General features: G+C 66.6%; 11 protein-coding genes. 6 read left to right on the top strand and 5 right to left on the bottom strand.

What is annotated here, in order from left to right:
* Positions 1-3: 3 nt before the first annotated feature.
* Both VN461_15120 and VN461_15115 read right to left on the bottom strand, forming a co-directional pair.
* Positions 4-1,635: a methylmalonyl-CoA mutase family protein gene (locus tag VN461_15120; GenBank protein HXB56111.1), complete on the bottom strand. Its 1,632-nt coding sequence runs from the start codon at positions 1,633-1,635 to the stop codon at positions 4-6.
* A gap of 49 nt (positions 1,636-1,684) precedes the next feature.
* Positions 1,685-2,458 (bottom strand): DapH/DapD/GlmU-related protein, encoded by a 774-nt coding sequence (locus VN461_15115; protein ID HXB56110.1) that lies wholly within the window; start codon positions 2,456-2,458, stop codon positions 1,685-1,687.
* A 90-nt stretch (positions 2,459-2,548) separates the two neighbouring features.
* Between VN461_15115 and VN461_15110 the strand changes: the two genes are divergently transcribed.
* From VN461_15110 to VN461_15090, 5 genes are all read left to right on the top strand, one after another.
* Entirely contained in the window at positions 2,549-3,511 is a 963-nt protein-coding gene (locus VN461_15110; GenBank protein HXB56109.1) for a lysylphosphatidylglycerol synthase transmembrane domain-containing protein, read from the top strand.
* A gap of 1 nt (position 3,512) precedes the next feature.
* Positions 3,513-4,649: a glycosyltransferase gene (locus VN461_15105; GenBank protein HXB56108.1), complete on the top strand. Its 1,137-nt coding sequence runs from the start codon at positions 3,513-3,515 to the stop codon at positions 4,647-4,649.
* Entirely contained in the window at positions 4,646-5,836 is a 1,191-nt protein-coding gene (locus tag VN461_15100) for a polysaccharide deacetylase family protein (protein HXB56107.1), read from the top strand. Before VN461_15105 ends, VN461_15100 begins: the two co-directional genes overlap by 4 nt.
* A 30-nt stretch (positions 5,837-5,866) precedes the next feature.
* Positions 5,867-6,526: an LON peptidase substrate-binding domain-containing protein gene (locus VN461_15095; GenBank protein HXB56106.1), complete on the top strand. Its 660-nt coding sequence runs from the start codon at positions 5,867-5,869 to the stop codon at positions 6,524-6,526.
* A 66-nt stretch (positions 6,527-6,592) separates the two neighbouring features.
* On the top strand, positions 6,593-6,835 hold the full coding sequence (locus VN461_15090; GenBank protein HXB56105.1) for a GlsB/YeaQ/YmgE family stress response membrane protein: 243 nt from the start codon (positions 6,593-6,595) through the stop codon (positions 6,833-6,835).
* A gap of 169 nt (positions 6,836-7,004) precedes the next feature.
* Here VN461_15090 and VN461_15085 read toward each other — a convergent pair whose 3' ends face one another.
* Complete coding sequence (locus tag VN461_15085) at positions 7,005-9,944, bottom strand: TonB-dependent receptor (GenBank protein HXB56104.1); 2,940 nt, start codon at positions 9,942-9,944, stop codon at positions 7,005-7,007.
* A 493-nt stretch (positions 9,945-10,437) separates the two neighbouring features.
* Between VN461_15085 and VN461_15080 the strand changes: the two genes are divergently transcribed.
* Positions 10,438-11,937, top strand: a complete 1,500-nt coding sequence (locus tag VN461_15080) for a flippase (protein HXB56103.1) — start codon at positions 10,438-10,440, stop codon at positions 11,935-11,937.
* Positions 11,938-11,991: 54 nt separating this feature from the next.
* Here VN461_15080 and VN461_15075 read toward each other — a convergent pair whose 3' ends face one another.
* Both VN461_15075 and VN461_15070 read right to left on the bottom strand, forming a co-directional pair.
* The gene (locus tag VN461_15075) at positions 11,992-13,908 is read right to left on the bottom strand and encodes a hypothetical protein (GenBank protein HXB56102.1); all 1,917 of its coding nucleotides are present in this window, start codon (positions 13,906-13,908) and stop codon (positions 11,992-11,994) included.
* Positions 13,905-14,516, bottom strand: coding sequence for a class I SAM-dependent methyltransferase (locus VN461_15070; protein HXB56101.1), 612 nt, complete (start codon positions 14,514-14,516; stop codon positions 13,905-13,907). The genes VN461_15075 and VN461_15070 overlap by 4 nt, the downstream gene beginning before the upstream one ends.
* Positions 14,517-14,518: the final 2 nt, after the last annotated feature.

Raw genomic sequence — 14,518 nt, 5'->3', positions numbered from 1 at the left:
CCATCAGAAGACAGGGGGCTCTTCGTACTCGCCCCAGACCTCGCGGAGAGCGTCGCACATCTCCCCTAAGGTGGCGTAGGCTCGGGCCGCGTCCAGGATGGGATACATCAGGTTGTCCCGGCCCCGCGCCGCCTGCTGGAGGCGGGCCAGTCCCTGCCGCACGCGCTCGTTGTCCCGGGTGGCGCGGAGAGTCTGGAGGCGGCCGATCTGCTCTTCCGAGGCTCGTTCGTCGATGTAGAGGATCGGGAAGGGCTTCTCCTCCATCGCGTACTCGTTCACGCCGACAATGATCTTTTCCTTGCGCTCCACCGCCTTCTGGAACTGGAAGGCCGCTTCCTGGATCTCCCGTTGGGGGAAGCCGCGCTCGACCGCCGCCACCATGCCCCCCAAGGCGTCGATCTTGCGGAAATACTCGAGGGCCTCGGCCTCGAGATCGCTCGTCAGCTTCTCCACGAAATAGGAGCCGGCCAGGGGGTCCGCGGTGTTCACCACCCCCGACTCGTGCGCGATGATCTGCTGCGTGCGCAGGGCGATGGTGGCCGCTTCTTGGGTGGGGAGGGCCAGGGCCTCGTCGAGGGAGTTGGTGTGCAGGGACTGCGTCCCCCCCAGGACCGCGGCCAAGGCCTGGAGAGCCGTGCGGACCACGTTGTTGTAGGGCTGCTGAGCGGTCAGGCTGACCCCCGCCGTCTGGGCGTGGAAGCGGCACATCCAGGAGCGCGGGTTCTTGGCCCCGAAGCGCTCCCTCATCACGCGGGCCCAGATCCGCCGGGCGGCGCGAAACTTGGCGATCTCCTCGAAGAAATCACTGTGGGAGTTGAAGAAGAAGGAGAGCCGGGGCGCAAAGGAGTCCACATCCATCCCCGCCTCCACGCACCACTGCACGTACTCGATCCCGTCCCGCAGCGTGAAGGCCAGCTCCTGGGCGGCGGTGGAGCCAGCCTCGCGGATGTGGTAGCCGGAGATGGAGATGGTGTTCCATTTCGGCATGTGCTCCGTGCAGTAACGGATCATGTCCACGATGATCCGCATGCTGGGCCGGGGCGGAAAGATGTACTCCTTCTGGGCGATGAACTCTTTGAGGATATCGGCCTGGACCGTCCCCGAGAGCCGCTCCTGGGGCACGCCCTGCTTCTCCCCCACCGCGATGTAGAAGGCAAGGAGCATGGCCGCGGGGGAGTTGATGGTCATGGAGGTGCTCACCTGATCGAGGGGGATGCCGTCGAAAAGGGTCTCCATGTCTGCGAGCGACGTCACAGCCACCCCGCATTTGCCGACCTCGCCCAGAGAGAGGGGATGATCCGGGTCCCGCCCCATGAGGGTAGGCAGGTCGAAGGCGACTGACAGACCGTGGCCGCCGTTCTCCAGCAGGTACTTAAAGCGGGCGTTGGTCTCCCCCGGGGTGCCGAAGCCGGCGAACTGCCTCATCGTCCACGGCTTTCCTCGGTACATCGTCGCGTGAACGCCGCGCGTGAACGGGAATTGGCCGGGGTCGCCGAGATCTCGGGCGTAGTCGAAGTCGCTCAGGCGGTCTGGCCCGTAGAGCGGCTCGATGGGACGGCCGGAAATGGTGGTGAATGGGACCTCGTGAGGACCGGGGGGGGACTCCGCGGGTTTTTCCTCCAGGACCTTCTTCATGCCCTAACTCCCTCGAAGCTCTTGATTCTAGGGGGCGGCCAGAGACCCGTCAAAGGCGGGCCCCCTTCCCGTCTTCCCGCGGCCGTATCACGCGGGCGGGAATGCCCGCTGCCACCACCCCGTCCGGCAAGTCTTCGGTGACGACCGCCCCCGCCCCCACGACCACGTTGTTGCCGATGCGCACGCCGTCCAGGACCTTGGCCCCCGCTCCCAACCAGACGTTCTCCCCCAGGTCGATGCCCCGGGAGGAGCGGGGCTGCTCCAGGACCGCGCGGTCCGTCCGCTCGTACTCGTGTCCTCCCCCGACTAGATAAGTATAGGCGGCGAACAGGCCGTATCGGCCGACGACTACCCGCGAGCCGGAGAAGATTTCGGAATAGAACCCGATGTTCACGTGATCGCCAAGGACGATGTCGCCGTCTTTGCAGGAGAGGATCGTCCCCCGACCCAGAAACACGCCGTCCCCGACGATGATCCCCCGGTTGCCGCTGCCCTTGGCGTCCAGGACCACGAGGTCGTCTATGGTCACGTTGTTCCCGAGCCGAATCTTAGCGGGGTGCCGCAAGACGGTTCCGTAGCCGAAGGTGACGTTGCGGCCCATCCCGCCCAATAGCAGGCGGTAGGCCACCCGCCGGAGCACGAGCCCCAGCGCGCCCGGCACCCAGGAGGTCAGCGTCACCACCAGCTCGTGGAGAACGAGGCGGCCGGGGCTCCGGCTCCCCACCACCAGATCCTGGTACTTGGCGAGGGCGGACTTGCCCCCCGCGCCCACCGCCTCCTGGATCGCGATCGGCGGCCGCCCCTCGTCCGGCGTCGTGCCCAAGACTTCCCGCGCCTCCTGAGGTTTGACCCTCGCGCGGAAGCTACTGTAGCATGCGGCTTTGGCGACAGGTGCCGCGATCCGCCCAGAGTCATGAAGCGCACCGCCCTGCTCGCGGCCAAGATTGGCGTTAGCCTCGCCCTTCTGGCCTACCTCCTCTCCACCACCGATCTGGTCGCGCTCGAACGGCGGGTTCGCGGGGGGGATCTGATCCTGATCGCGGCCGCGGTGGGGTTTTACAGCGCCATGCTCGCCCTCTGCACCTGGCGCTGGTGGGTCCTCTTGCAGGCCCAAGGCTTCCCCGCCTCCGTGCGGCGGCTATCCGCTTCCTACCTGGTGGCCACCTTCTTCAACAACTTCCTGCCCAGCAACATAGGGGGGGACGTCATCCGCGTTCGCGACAGCTCCCAGCTCACGGGCTCCACCACGACCTCCCTCGCGGTGGTGGCGATCGATCGCATCTTGGGGCTGGGTGCCCTCTACGTCCTGGCCCTGGTGGCCTTCGTGCTCGGGGGCCCCTCCGTCCGCCAGCTCGCCGGCGCCCGCTCCATGCTCGTCCTCATGGGCGGTGTTTTCAGCGGTCTGGCCTACGTGTTCTTCCGGCCGGGCACGGCGCGGCGGCTCATGTCCGCGACCCGCCTCGCCTCGTTCGGCTGGGCCCGGGAACAGTTCGAGATCGTCCAAGCCGCGGTCCACGTGTACCGCGCGCGTCTGCCCGCGGTGGGGTTCGCCTTCCTGGCGAGCGTGGCTCTGCAGGCGCTGGTCGTCTGCTACTACTATGCGGTGGCGCATGCCCTCCGCATTCCGCTCCCCCTCGGCGCTTGTTTCCTCATGGTTCCGCTCTGCACGCTGCTCCAAACCGTTCCCGTCTCCTTCAACGGGTGGGGCATCCGGGAGAGTGTCTTCATCGTCTACTTCGGCCAGATCGGCCTCGCCCGCGATGGCGCCCTCGCCTTCAGCCTTGTCGGCGCGGGCCTCGTGGTTCTGCTCTCTCTCTCGGGGGCCTTCGTCTGGATGTCGCGGGGCCCCGGCCTCGAGTCCGAGCCCGTGCCCTGACATGCCCGTCTCCGTGCTTCACGTCTGCGACAAGTTTGGGGTCGCTGGCTCCAGCATCCACGGCGTCTCCCGTCTCTTTTCCTGGTGGTTCCCCCGCTACGACCCCTCCCGCTTCGAGGTCTCGCTGTGCGGGCTGAAGGAATCGGAACCCGCCTCCCGCCTCCTCGCCGCGCAGGGCATCCCCGTCTCCCACCTCGGACGCGGGCGCTTCGATCCCCGCCTGCTGTTGGATCTCGTGACTCTCGCCCGCGCACGCCAGGCGCGTGTCCTCCACGTGCACGGGTATGCGGCGGCCGATTTTGGCCGCCTGGCCGCACGTCGGGTGGGAGCCGCCCTTGTGCTGCACGAGCACTTCGCGGATCCGCGCATGCCGGTCTACCAGGGATGGGCCGACCGGCTCCTCGCCCCCCTCGTCGACCGGGCCATCGCGGTGAGCGGCAGCACCCGCGACTTTTTGGTGCAGCAGCGCCACGTGCCCGCGGATAGGGTCCGGCTCATCTGGAACGGGGCCCCCCTCGACGAGTTTGGGCCGGTGCCCCGCGCCCAGGCGCTCGAGGCCAGGCAGGAGCTGGGCTTGCCCGCGCAGGCACTGGTGGTCGGAGCCATCGGGCGCCTCAACGCCCAGAAGGGGCATCGCTTCTTGATCGAGGCCGCCGCCTCTGTTCTGGCCGCTCGCCCGGAGACCCGGTTCTTGATCGTGGGTGACGGCGACCTGGCGGTTCCGCTGCGCGCCCAGGCTCAGGAGCTCCGCATCGCCGACCGAGTGGTCTTCGCGGGGCACCGCACCGACATCCCCAGGGTGCTGGGGGCCATCGACGTGCTCTGCATCTCCTCCCTCTATGAGGGAACCCCGCTCACCCTCTTCGAGGCCATGGCAGCGGGTAAGGCCATCGTCTCCACGGCCGTAGACGGCTGCCGCGAAGTGCTGGAGGATGGCCGGACAGGCCTGCTCGTACCCGCTCAGAGTGCCCCCGCCCTGGCCGCCGCCCTCCTGCGGGTGCTCGACGACGAGGGACTGAGGCACTCTCTCGCCCAGGGCGCGCACGGGGCCTCCGGCCGCTACGACGTGCGCTCCTGCGTGCTCCAGATGGAAGCGCTCTATGATGAGGTGCTCTCCGACGCGCGGAGCCCCCGATGAAGTCCTTTCGTAAGCTTGCCCACGACGCCGGCCCGGCCTGGGAGGTACCGCGGGACCTCCTCCTGGGCCGCTACCCGGACTTTGTGACGGGGGGGCCACTCGCCCGGGGCGACATCCCCGTCTTCGTCTTCCACAGCCTCGAGCCGGAGTCCTTCGGGCGCAAGCTCCGCTATCTAGCTGAGAACGGCTACTCTACCCTTTCCGCGGACGAGTACTTCCGGGCTCTCATGGGTGCGGGGCCGGTACCCGAACGGGCCGTTCTCCTCACCTTCGATGACGGGCGCAGCAGCGTCTGGGGCGTGGGGGCGCCCTTGCTGCGGCGGTACGCCATGCGGGGGGTCGTGTTTCTGGTTCCCGGACGCATGCGCGAGCGTCCGGGTCCCCTGCCCCCCACCTGGGAGGAGGTCGAGGCTGGACGCGTGCGGCCGGAGGCCGTGCTGGGGCGCGAGCAGGGGGAAGCCGCCTTCCTCTCCTGGGAGGAAGTCGAGGCTCTGTCCCGCGCGGGCTATCTGGACTTCCAAAGCCACAGCCTTCTCCATGCCCGCATCCACGTTAGCCCCCAAGTGGCTGGCTTCGCCACGCCCCAGAGCCGCCGGGGCTACGCGGCCATGGATCTGCCCCTGATCGGCGAGGCGGGACGCGACCTCATGGGGGAGGAGATTCCCCTGGGCACGCCCCTCCTCCGTTCCGCACCCCGGCTGTCGGAGTCGCTCCGCTTCCACGAGGAGCCGTACATCCGCACCGCCTGCGTGGAGGCCGTCACCCAGCAAGGGGGCGAGGGCTTTTTCGCGCGCAAGGACTGGGAGACGATACTGAGGCGGCTGACCAGCCGGAGCCGCATTCGTGGCCGCTTGGAGTCCCCGGCCCAGCGAGAAGCGGCCATCCGCACCGAGCTGGCGGAATCGAAGCGGCTCATCGAGGCGCGGACGGGCAAGCCCGTGGTCCACCTCGCTTACCCTTGGCACGCCTCCGGTCCCAGCGCCCGGCGCCTCGTCCGGGAGCTGGGCTACCGCACGGCTTTCTCGGGGAAGGTCCCCGGTGTCCCGATCACGCGGGTGGGGGGCGACCCCGAGACGGTAGCCCGCATCGGGGAGGACTACCTCGAACTGCTCCCCGGCCGGGATCGCCTCAGCCTCTCGTCTATTCTTTATCGAAAGTTGTCCCGGCGCCTCAGCGGGACCCCGTAGTAACATGCGCCGCACAGGCGGGCGTCCCCCCTGGGCTTCTGGGACGCGCCGCGGAACAAGGAGGTCAGCCTGACCCGCTCGATACCGGGGGCGACGCCGGGCAACCTCCTTCTGCCCGTTCTCCCCCTCCGGGAGGTCTGCCTATTCCCGGAATCATCATTGGGGCTGGTCGTGTCGCGCCCGGGGGCCTTGGCCGCGGTGGAGATGGCCACCCGGGGCGGCAAGTGCCTGCTCGCGATGGCTCAGCGCGACACGACCGCGGCCAGTCCCAACCCCCGCGACCTCCAGTCGGTGGGCACGGTGGCCTTTCTCATGGAGGACCTGCCGCTCACGGACGGGGGCCGCCGCGTGGAGTTGGATGGGCTCCGCCGGGGCAAGGTGGTGAGCCTGATCGGAGTGGACGTCCTCATCGCGGAGGTCCAGCCCCTCGACGAAGAGGATCCCGGAGACGAATGGGGACCCGCGGTGGAGGCCCTGGCCCGCTATCTTCACACCCATGCCGACCTCCGCTCATTCCTAGACCAGCAGCGTCGGTCCAAGGAGCCCATGTCTTGGGTCAACCTCGCTTGTCAGCACTTGCCGATCACCGCCTCGGCCCGCCAAAAGCTGCTGGAGTCCGATCCCTTGGAGCGCTGCCTCAAAATCAGCCGCGGGCTGGATGCCTTGCTCCGCAAGGAGAAAGGCGATTGAGACGTTCCGTCACCTCGTTCTCGTAGAGGAGTCAAGGGCCAGTCCTATCACGAAGGGAGGTAACCCGTGCATCTAGTGTGGTTCTTGTTGGTTGGCTTGGTTGCGGGTTGGTTGGCGGGAAAGATCACAAAGGGATCCGGGTACGGGGTCCTGGGTGACATCGTGCTCGGCGTGATTGGAGCGTTCGTTGGCGGATTCCTTTTTCGCATGATTGGGATCGCGGCTGGCGGAACCCTGGCCAGCATCATCGTTGCCACCATCGGGGCGGTCGTACTGGTGTTAATCGTAAGGGCAATCAAGAGGGTGTAGCCAGCAACCCCGAGATTCTGATCAGCACGGCCTCGAACAAGCTGTGCGGTCGGACGAGGCCGTTGCCAAAAGCGCGCACGCGGGAAGCCAGTCGAGACTAAAGACAGCGACGAGGCTAAAGACGGGCTGCGGATTGCCGTCCCTCAAGGTGTTGGCTCCGTGCGACTGGTCAGAAGCTCAGTCGGAGGCCGAGCTGGGCGGTGAAGGGAATCCCCACTGTGGTCCCGGGGCCGAAGAAATCGCCGAGCGCTCCCGCCGGCACGCGGAGATCGTTCAGGGTCACAGCACGGGTGGCGGTGCAGCCTGGATCAAGGCAGTGCTGGGTGACGTTGGCCAGTTGGTTGGGGGGGACGGAGAGGGCTGCCACCTGGCCGACGTAGTTGTTGCCGGGATTCTGCCGATTGAAGACATTGAAAAGCTCAAGGAAGGGCCGGAGCTCGGTACGATCCGAGAGCCGAATAGGGCGACTCACCCGAAGGTCCACCTGGATGAAGGCCGTGCCGCGAAATTGATCCAGGGACGTCTGCGCACCGTTCACCACCGCGCGGTCGTTTGCTGGGTTCCCATCGTTGTTGACGTCCAGCGAGGTGGCAAGCGTGAAAGGACGCGCGCTCTCGAACTGGGACAGCGTGGCCAACTCAAACTTGCCCGGGAGCTGAACCCTCCCCGTGACCACGACGCGATGCCGAACGTCCTCGCCGGAAGGCCCGTGGTCGCCGGGCCCGAAAGGGTTCCTTACGTCGCTGACGCCGTTGACATAGTCAAACAGTTCCCCCACCACCGCTCCCCAGGTGGCGGCGCTCGCCAGCGTGTAGTGCGCGGAAAGGTCAAAGCGGTTGGAGAAGCGATGCTGGATCCCAAAGGAGATCCCATCGTAGCGGGAACGATTGTCAGACCGGAAGAGCGAGATGCTGGGGGCGTCGTCGGGGAGCGTACTGCCGGAAACGTATTCGTACCGGCGATATTGATGGACTCCCTGCTGGTGTTGGTAGCGCAAGTCGACCCGCCAGTCATTACCGAGGTCGTGCTCGAAACCGAGGCTCGCTTGCAGGGCGTAAGGGGTCTTGTAGCGTGGATCGATGAGGGCACCTTTGTCCGCGGGTTGGAGCAGGCCCGCGGGCGGGGCGTTGACGGCTTGGAAGGCGGCGACCCAACCGTTCTGAGCGAGGTCGTTGTAGTAAAGGCCGATGCCGGCGCGAACGACGGTCTTCCCGCTACCGCCGGGAGCCCAGGCAAGCCCGATGCGGGGAGCGATGGCACCCCGGTAGTCGTGGGGAATGCCGGAGACGAGGTCGAGGCCCAGGGCCTTGAGGGTGATGTAGGCGGAGTTCTGATCCTGCTCCCGGCCGGAGGCCGTGAAGAGCCCGAAGGTCGTATCATAGCGGAGGCCCAGATTCAGGGTGAGGGAAGGGCTCATGCGCCACGCGTCCTGGGCGTACACGCCAAAACGGCGGACATGCTGCGAGAAGATGCCGCTTGACCCGCCCAGTGGCGATGAGCCGGCGGCGTAGTCCAGCGGAAACTGTGTCGGGTTGGCGAGGTAGTCGGTCGGATCCAAGGGAAAGCTGACCAGGGTCTCAGGATTGTCCGACAGTCGGCCTGAGAGCTCCGGCTCATCGATGAAGTTCACACCAACCTTGACCGAGTGCTTGATCCCTGAGCGGGCCAGATCGTACCGGACCTGGTACTTGCGCTGGTCACGTTCCACAGGGAAGGCGGTGATGGGCGTGACGAACTGGTTGTCGCCGAAGGTCTCGAAGCCGGAGATGGTGCTTTGCGTCGTGCTGAACGGAAATGCGAGGGCAAAGCCGTAGTTCGAGTTTCGCTCTAAGGAGCGATGGAAGCTGTTGGCCTGCAGAGTCAGCACGCCTAGCCAGCTCTGGTTGAACTGGAAGTCGTTGTGGAGGAGAACGTTCCAGTAGTTCGAACGAGAGTAGGCGCCCGTGGAAGGAAGCGTGGCCTGCTGGAGCAGATCGTTGGCGGTGTGGTACCGGTCGGTGGCACCCCGAAGAAACCATTCCGAACGATCCGATTGCCGCCAGTCGACTCGAGTGGAAAAGATGGAATCCCGGAATAAAACCGGCACCGATGACGGAATGCTGATGGAGGTCACTCCGGGAACGAGACCCATAGAAGCCAGCTGAGCCAGCGCCTGGAACTGGGCGAGGCTCTGATTGCTGTAGGAGATGCTCGCGTCCTCATCGACGTACTCAAAGGCGGTGAAGAACCAGAGCTTCTGCTTGACAATGGGGCCGCCAATCGAGCCGGCGAGATGGTTTCGGGAGAAGGGCTGCTTGGGATTGGGCTCGGGGTTATCAAGGGGATTGCGCGCATTCAGCCCCGCGCCGCGGAAGTAGTCGGCGACGCTACCGTGCCACTGGTCGTTGCCACGCCGGGTGGTAATGATCACGGAGCCACCATTGGTGCGCGAAGTGTCGGCATCGAATTGTGCCGTGCGAACGTTAAACTCCTCGATGGCGTCGGGCGAGAAATTCTGCAGGAATCCGCCGATGTAGTCGTCGTTGTTGTCGCCTCCATCCACGGAGAGGTCGACATTCAGGCCGGAGCTTCCCGCAAAGGAGACCGCCGTGATTCGGGCCTTGGTCGGATCGGAAGGTTCGACGGGTTGGGTCATGGGGGCGAAGTAGGCGATGTTTGCGAAGCTGCGTGCGGCGAGCGGTATCGAGGCAGTGTCGCGCGCGGACACCACGGTCTGGACCACGCTGCTGGCCGTGTCGATGGGTCGGCGAACCTCGACCTCCACTCTCGGCCCGGAAATGGCGAGCTGGATCTCGAGCGCGTGCGTGACACCCGTGGCCAGGGCCACTTCGATTTGCGTGACCTGGAAGCCGGGCGCCGCCGCCCGGACCTGATACCGCCCTGGAGGGAGAAGATCGAAACGGAACTCCCCCAGGGCGTTGGCGTTCGTCTCCCGTTCGGCACCCGACGCGAGAGACTTGGCGCTGAGGTGGGCCCCCGGAACCCGGGCCGCCGAGGGATCCTTCACCGTGCCGACAATCGATGCTTCGGGGCTCTGGGCCGAGACTACCGCGGCCGTGGCGAAAACACCGCCGATAAGCACGCGGATGGCTAGACGCGCGAGAATCATCACTTGCTCCGTTGGTCGACGCCTTGGGGTTGCTACCTCGCTCCCGGCCGGAGTCTCCAGGGGCAGAGTTCTCAGCCTCAAGAGGCCCGATACGAGCGGGACTATAGCGGCAGGCCCACAACTACTACCAGAGCTAGTAACTAAAGGCCCGCGGAAGGGATCAGAAGGGCGGGCGGAAGCGTCTGGCGGGGCGCCGGATCTCGATGCCCCCGAAGGCAGCCCTCAACAGGATCGAAAGCCAGGCTGTCCGTCCGGGCTCGCGCTAATGGACGGCAAAGGCGATGCCGGGCCATAATGCGCGGGGCCGGGAAGGGTGTCTGGGCCTCTGGCGGGGTCGGCTTGGCGCCTTGACCCTCCCACGGGCGAGCGGCCACTCTCTTTCGACGACGCGCGGACGCAGGGCCGTGGCCAGTCTGTCTGCCAGCTGGGGGCAGTGGCAGAAGCCGAGGTCAGTCGTAACTGACAGAGGGACCATAAATTACTGGCGCATGACTTGCCTCAGGATCAGCTGCCTGCGGGACGGGTTGCTCCCCCCGGAGCCGGGCAGCTGACTCCCCCCCCCGGGCCCAGCCCCAGCCGGATCGCGCGCAACACGCTCTTCTCCGCTATCGGCGAGTCCTCGATTCTGCCGTTGTTCCTTCTCTATTTCCTGGCCGCCCGCTACTTGGCCCCCGTGGCCTTCGGCCAGTACAGCGCGGCCTTCGCGTTCGTGGGCCTCTTCCGACTCCTACCCGACTTCGGGATGTCCTATGCCACCACTCTGGCCATCAGCCGAGACCGCTCCCTCGCCGCTCGCCTGATCGGCAACCTGCTCGGGTTTCAGGCCGTACTTTCGGTCCTGACCCTCGTCCTCTGCCTCGGCATCGGGCACTGGCTCTACGAGGGTCCGACCTGGACGGCGGTCCTGGTCCTGTCTTTCGATCTCATCTTGAAGTCGATCAAGGCGACGCTCCGCTGGCTACTCAAAGGTTTCGAGATGTTCGGCGCCGAATCGCTCTCCCTCCTGGCGGAGCGAACGGCGCTTCTGTTGCTCGGTTGGGCGAGTCTGCACGCGGGCTACGGTGTGGTGGGCTTCGTGCTCGTCTTCGCCCTCGTAAGGCTCTTCGACGACGCTGCCCTCTACGGTTACGTCTACACGCGGGTCATCCCCGTGCGCCCGGCCGCCGACCTCCGGCTCTGGGGGGAACTCTTCCGCAAGGGCCTGCCTTTTGCCTACGCGGGAGCCGTCATCCTCATGTTCTTCCAGGTGGACGCGGTCATGCTCGAGAAGATGAGGGGGGCGCAGGAGGTGGGGTGGTACAGCGCCCCCGTGCGCGTCCTGGAGGGACTCACTCTCGTCCCGCGCATCCTGGGTTACGCGCTGATCCCCACCATGGCCGCCTTGCACCTAGGACCGCGGGAGGCGGTCAGCCGGCTCTACCGGCGGGGGCTGAAGTACCTCCTGCTCGTGGGTCTGCCTATCGCCGCCTTCGGCGCCCTCGCGTCCGATCCCTTCATTTCATTCTTGTTCGGTCCGGACTACGGGCCCAGCGCGGGCATGGCGAGGGTCCTCCTCCCCGCCGCCGCCTTCATGTTCCTCTCCAACTTCAACGAGACCACTCTGGCCTGCGTCAACCGCTGGGGCACCATCGTTCTGACCGCCACGCTGGCCCTGGCCTTGAACGTGGGCCTGAACCTGTTCTGGATTCCGCGTTACGGCGGCCAAGGCGCTTCTTGGGCTACCGTCGCCACCGAAGCCGCCTACTTCGCCATGACCGCCCTGGCTCTGTTCGCTTACGGCTACCGCGCCTCTTGGCCATCGCTCCTCGTCCGCCCCCTCCTTGCCGCCGGCACTTTCGCGGTCGTGCTCTGGCTCCTCCGGGGATGGCCCCTGCTCTGGGGGGCGGCCCTGGCTTCCGCGGCCTTCGTCCTGGCCACCTTCCTGGTCGGGGTGTGGGACGAGACGGAGAAGGATCTCCTGCGCCGCTTCCTGGTGCGTCGACCTCCGCCCTAGGCAGCACCGGGGCCGGGGTCATCCGTTCCCGGATCGCTCCCCGCGGGGAGTCGGTCAGGGACGACGCGCGTGGACTTGGAGCGTGATCCGGACGAAGGAGCCTAGGGGGCGTGGATCCTTCTCCGACACGCTCCCGAAACGGGAGGCCAGCTCCAACCGGTAGACGAAGGAGTCGTAGAACCCATAGCCGGGCCGGTCGATGTCGAAAACCACCTCCTGGGCGTGGAGCGGGCTCACGGCCAGCCGAGCACGATGGCCGCCCACCCGCACCGTGGTCACGTCCCCCGCGGGCCCCCCCGTCACCTGGACCGTCATCCTCTGCACCGGTTCGAGCGCGCGCAGGAAGACCTCCGCGCGCTCGCCCCCCCGGATCCAGAAGCCGTCCTCTCCGAAGGAGGACTCCTGCCCGTACGTGCCGTCGTCCACGAAATACAGCCAGTAGGACGTGGGATCGGCGGAGCGACCACTACGGGCGTCCCCTTCCGTGTCCCCGTAGGGCCTCTTCTTACGCCAGACGTCGAGGAACACGGAGAGGTCGTTGAGCATCGTCACCTCGGCCGGGAAGACTCGAAAAGGGCCAAGGGTCGCGTGATCCCCCGGATGCAGCGAGTGGTGCAGGGGAGCCACGAAGATGGGGGCGAGAAGGGTCGCGGTGGCGAGCAACCCCCCCCCCACCACCACCCATTCCCGCCCCCGGGGCATGAAGACAAAAGCAAGGGGAAGCAGGTTCAGGAAGTAGCGGTTCCCCACCGTCCCTCCTCCGCCGTACCAGTTGTCGGGGATTAGCCAGATGTAGACGAGGTAGGACACGAGCAAAGCGCTCAAGGCCAGCCAGCCTGGCCGGTCGCGGGGTCCCCGGGCCAGGAACAGGATCCCCGCCAGAACGGCTGGAAAGAAGTAGGGCACGGCCCCCCCGAAGCGTCCCGTCCAGAAGTAGGCCAGGTTGCGGAGGAACGAGTCCGGGATCTCCTCCCGCGGGCGCGGAGGCGCTGTGCGCCCGGTGTATTTTTCGTCGTCCTGACCTTCGACGAGGGGCCCCACGTAGTCCGTCGTCATCCAGAAGCCCGTGTTGTCGAAATCGAGGCCCGGAGCCTCGAAGGGGAACTTCCCGTAGAAGGTCTTCCGCTCGCCCCCCTGGTAGTTCATCTCCCCGGTGACGAGGGCGTTCGCCCCGAAGAGGCTGAGCACAACCGCCGCCAGCACCGCCGCCCGCCGCAACGATTCGCCAAAGCCCCTGAGGAGGCGAGCGGGGGCTCGTGACTCCCCCTCGCTCCCGCCGCCAAACATAGGAGCCAGGCAAAGGGGGAGGGCGAGGAACAGGTTCGTGGGCTTCGCGTAGGTGGCGACACCGAGCAGGAGCGCGGAGAGCAGGGGCCGCCCCCCCCGCCAGGCCACCAGGCCGGCGGTGATGAGCCCCAGCCCAAAGATCTCGGGCGTCAGCCAAAGGAAGTAGAGGGGCGTGACGGTGCCGAGAACGAGGACCAGCACCACGGCCAGGGCCGAGGCGGGGCTCCCCCCGCGGCGCACCTCCCCATACCCCAGGAACAGCGCGAGGCCCAGGAAGAGGGCGTTGGTGAGGAGGAGGCCCCGGGGGGCCCCGAACACCCACACGAACGGGAGCGAAGCCAACGGATAGACGAACGGCTTGGCAAAGTAGAGCCGCCCCTCGTCCGCCCGGGCGCGCCGGAGCCAAGGGAAGCCCGCCCCCGAGTCGAAGACGAGGCCGCCGCGGGTCCGCTTCAGAAAGATGCCCTGCGGGCCCGCGGGGTAGGCCTTCTTCACGCGCTCTAGGTCGCGCGTCTCGAAGCGCAAGTCGCCGTCTTCGGCCAGGCTGCGGGCCATCGAATAATAAGTGGCCCCGTCGTTCCAGAAGCGATGGTCCGTGAGCCCGGGCAAGTCCAGGCTCAGGCCGGCGATCATGAAGGCCGCCGTCACCAGGCCCAGGGCGACGCGTGCGTGGCGATCGGTCACTTGACGTAAAAGTCGAAGGTGTGTTGGTTCCGGCTACGCGTGAGGTACCGCGATTCCTTCAGAGGGGCGAAGACGTAGGGCTTGAAACGGGCGAGGCCCGTCGACGACTCGAGGGAGAGCGGCCGCCGACGGGGAATGTTATTCCAGCCGAGAACAAAGACCCCCCCCTCGCGCAGGGTGTGCCAGCAGGCCGCGAAGGCCGCCTCCGCATCGTCCTTGGCGTCCAGGCCCCAGCCAAGCACTCCGTTGCAGAGGATGAGATCGAAATAGCCGGGCGCGAAGTGCCGCTCGAGGTTCTGGAGCACGTCGGTCAGGTGGCGGGAGGCACCGTACCGGGCTCGGCTCGGATCCTTGTCGATCGTCCAGTACTCCTTGTCCGCGAAGACCCGATTGTAGCGTCGGGTGTACCAGTCGCTGCCCACGAAGAGGACCTTGCCGAACTCGGGGGCGGCTGCCAAATGAGGCAGGATGATCCCGTCCAGGACCCGCCGGTCATCGGTGTCCAGAGTGACGTCCCATCCTAGCCATGCGTTGAGGCCGTGGAAGAGGAGCGACTTCAGCTTGTCGCGCGCGTCCTCCCACAGGCTGGTCTCGCCACGCTCGGCCACTC

It is taken from the genome of Vicinamibacteria bacterium, from assembly GCA_035570235.1.
GTDB lineage: Bacteria > Acidobacteriota > Vicinamibacteria > Fen-336 > Fen-336 > DATMML01.
The sequence above is the reverse complement of the archived record's forward strand: the minus strand, read 5'-3'. Positions and strand labels throughout refer to the sequence as shown.

Coding starts and splice junctions, on each gene's coding strand:
- VN461_15120 (HXB56111.1), bottom strand. CDS start 1,635: ATGAAGAAGGTCCTGGAGGAAAAACCCGCGGAGTCCCCCCCCGGTCCT.
- VN461_15110 (HXB56109.1), top strand. CDS start 2,549: ATGAAGCGCACCGCCCTGCTCGCGGCCAAGATTGGCGTTAGCCTCGCC.
- VN461_15105 (HXB56108.1), top strand. CDS start 3,513: ATGCCCGTCTCCGTGCTTCACGTCTGCGACAAGTTTGGGGTCGCTGGC.
- VN461_15100 (HXB56107.1), top strand. CDS start 4,646: ATGAAGTCCTTTCGTAAGCTTGCCCACGACGCCGGCCCGGCCTGGGAG.
- VN461_15085 (HXB56104.1), bottom strand. CDS start 9,944: ATGATTCTCGCGCGTCTAGCCATCCGCGTGCTTATCGGCGGTGTTTTC.